Source organism: Pseudomonas sp. B35(2017) (genome assembly GCF_002113645.1).
GTDB lineage: Bacteria > Pseudomonadota > Gammaproteobacteria > Pseudomonadales > Pseudomonadaceae > Aquipseudomonas > Aquipseudomonas ekonensis.
In genome coordinates this window covers 1-3,006 of sequence record NZ_NEIZ01000040.1, presented here as the reverse complement: position 1 = coordinate 3,006, position 3,006 = coordinate 1, and the positions used below count along the sequence as shown (strand labels likewise).

At 66.5% G+C, this 3,006-nt stretch carries 3 protein-coding genes; all 3 read right to left on the bottom strand.

The annotated features are described in order from the left end of the window. On the bottom strand, window positions 1–410 hold a 410-nt coding region (locus tag CAG41_RS28005; protein WP_139835012.1), incomplete at its 3' end, for a DUF4123 domain-containing protein. After that, on the bottom strand, window positions 400–2,442 hold the full coding sequence (tssI, locus tag CAG41_RS28000; protein WP_085658718.1) for a type VI secretion system tip protein TssI/VgrG: 2,043 nt from the start codon (window positions 2,440–2,442) through the stop codon (window positions 400–402). The genes tssI and CAG41_RS28005, both read right to left, overlap by 11 nt. Before the next feature lie 129 nt (window positions 2,443–2,571). Continuing rightward, window positions 2,572–3,006: Hcp family type VI secretion system effector (locus CAG41_RS27995; RefSeq protein WP_085707752.1), on the bottom strand; the 435-nt coding region annotated here is incomplete at its 5' end.

The following is a 3,006-nucleotide window of genomic DNA, read 5'->3' as shown; positions in this document are numbered from 1 at the left end:
CCCAGCCCCTTGAGGATCGGGTGGATGTGCCGGCCGTCCCAGAAGCGGAAGAACACCTCGGTCCCGTCCGGCATCTTCACTTGGGTGAGGCTGCGCAGGTGCTCGAAGACTTCGTCCGGTTCGCTGCGGGAGACGGCCAGCCAGCCCCAGTCGAGGGCGTCGGTGGCGGCGATCCAGGGCAGGAACGGGGAGTCGGGCTTGAGTTCGGTGACGTAGGGCATCACCGGTTTCCAGCTGGCGTAGGGGGTGTCGTTCCAGATCGGCACGAGCTGGGTGGCGGGTTCGCTCATGTACAGGGTCTTCAGGCCGTCGGCGTCGCTGGCGGCGCTGATGACCAGGTACAGGCGTTCGCCGCTCTGCAGGGGCTGGCGGGCCAGCCAGTCGCGGGGTGTCAGTCGGTCAGAGGGCACAGGCACCTGCCTTGCATTTTTCGCATTCTTCGCAGAACGGCGCGTTGCGCTTGAGGGTGTTGACCTGCGCCGGGGTGAGCACGGCGCCGGCCTTGTCGGCGTCGGCCTGTTTCAGCGCGCCGGGCATCAGCGGGGCGGCGCCGGTGCCGCTGCCCGGGCCGCCGCCGGAGTTGACGTTGATCGCCGGGCCGCTCAGGGTCACGCCGCCGCCGTCGATCTTGATGAAGCTGCCGCCGCCGACCAGGGTGAGCTCGCTGCCGGCCTCGAGCACGACCTTCAGGCCGCTGCTCAGGTGGATCTCCTGGCCGGCGTCGATGAACTGGCCGGTGCCGATCTTGATGTGCTGGTTGACGCCCACGGTCAGGTGGTCGTCGGCCCGGGCCTCGACCTTGCGGTCCTGGTAGACGGTGTGGTGCTCCTCGGCCTTGAACTCGCTGTAGCTGTTCTTCTCGACGGTGTCGTGGCGCTCGTTGCCGACGCGGATCTTCTGGTCGTGCTCGACGTTCTCGTCCCAGTCGCGCTGGGCGTGCAGGAAGATCTGCTCCTGGCCCTTCTTGTCCTCGATGCGCAGCTCGTTGAAGCCGCCCCCGCCCAGGGAGCTCAGGGTCTTGAAGGTGCTGCGGGTCTTGTTGGCCGGCAGGGCGTAGGGGACGGTGTTCTCCTTGTGGTACAGGCAGCCGCTGACCAAGGGCTGGTCGGGGTCGCCCTCAAGGAAGGTGACCAGCACCTCCATGCCGATGCGCGGGATGGCGATGCCGCCGTACTGGGCCCCGGCCCAGGCCGAGGAGACGCGCAGCCAGCAGGTGGTCTTGTCGTCGGCCTGGCCTTCGCGGTCCCAGTGGAACTGCACCTTGACGCGGCCGTACGGGTCGCAGTGGATCTCCTCGCCCTTGGGCCCTGTGACCACGGCGCTCTGGCTGCCGAGGATGCGCGGCTTGGGGTGGCGCAGGGGCGGGCGGTTGGGCACGTCCCACGGGGTGGCCTGGAAGCGGTTGCGGTAGCCCTGGTGGAAGTCGTCCTTGAGCGCCGTGGTGTCGCTGGTCACCGACTCCTCCAGCACCTGCGGCTGCTTGCCTTCGTGGAGGATCTCGGTGAGCAGCCAGAGGTCGTTCCACTGCGCCTTGGGGTGCGCCGTCAGGGCCAGGAAGTGGCCGCTGACCAGGCGCGGCTGGTCGCTCTTGCCCTCGGCGAGGCGGAAGTCGCTGCGGTGGCGCTCAAGGGCGCGCTTGGCCAGGTGCTTGCCGCGCTCGCGGTCGATGAAGCGGCCCGGGTAGTCGTAGTCCTCGAGGTCGGGCAGGGCGTCGCCGCGGTTCTCGCTCTCGAGGGTCAGGCGCGGCTTCTCGAAGTCGTAGTCGCGGCGGGTGGTGCGGCTGGTGCGGGTTTCCAGGCGCAGGTCGAAGCGCTTGACCACCGGGTCGCTGGCGACCATGCCGGAGTCTTGCTGGTAGGCCACGGGCGCCAGTTTCGGGAACACCGTCTGGTCGTCGCCGAACACCAGCTTGTGGGCCGTGGCGCTGTGCTGGAAGTGGAAGTGGATGCCTTCCTCCTCGCACAGGCGCTGGATGAAGTGCAGGTCCGACTCGTCGTACTGCACGCAGTAGGTCCGCTCGGGATAGACCGAGCCGGTCTTGAATGCGTAGGCGTTGGCCTGGATGCCGTGTTCCTCCAGCACCTGGCCGATGATCTTCGGCACGCTGAGGTTCTGGAAGATGCGCTGGTTGACCCGGTGCGCGAGGTACGCCAGCTGCGGGCGCAGGGTCACGGAGTAGCGGGTCAGGCGCTTGCCGGAGTCGCCTTGCGCGGCGCGGTAGATCAGGCCGTGGATGCCGCTGCCGTCGGGCGACAGCTGCAGGAAGGCCGGTTTGTGCAGCAGGGTCTCGAGGTCCAGCGACGGCTGCTCACTGACCAGTTCCACCTGGAAGGCGAACGGCTCGCTGACGGCTTCGCGGCCTTGCAGGGCGAACACCTGGAAGTCGGCGGACAGGCCTTCGATGGTCAGGGCAAAATGTGTTTCGTTGGCCGGCGCGAACATCCCTTGTTCCTCGTGCTGCAGCGGCGTGCGCCGGTCTTCGCCAAGCGGTCCTGCGCACGCGAAATTCTGGAGGTGCGTAAACAACATCGACCAGCAGGGCTGGTCGATGCGTGTAACGGTCAGCCGTGATTAAACGACTGGAGCACGCCAGTCATCGGAACCCGAAGTACCGGATACTTCGTGGGTCCAGGTGATCTTGCGGTAGGTGAACTGCACTTCTTCCAGGTGGGTGAAGTGCGAGTTGCCTGGATCCTGGCAGTTGTGCATCTTGTTGTTGATGGCGACGATGATCGCGTCTTCCAGTTTGGTGGTGTAGTAGTGCTCTTGGGTGCCTTGGGCCGAAGTGCGGTACCACTGGATGACGATTTCGCTCATGCGCTCGCCGGAGGTCAGGGCCGCCTGCAGCAGAGGCGAAGCCTTGTCGTAGACCTTGGTGATGATCACTGGCTTGTGGACGCGCTGGCCGGTTGGCTGGCCGGACTGCGGGTCACGCGGGATGATCACGTCGTGGCTGAACGCCTGAACCATGACCTGGTCTTCGTGACCTTCCTGGTAGGTGTTGCC

Bases quoted from the DNA above. Each gene is read 5' to 3' on its own strand.
- tssI (WP_085658718.1), bottom strand. From the start codon at position 2,442: ATGTTCGCGCCGGCCAACGAAACACATTTTGCCCTGACCATCGAAGGC.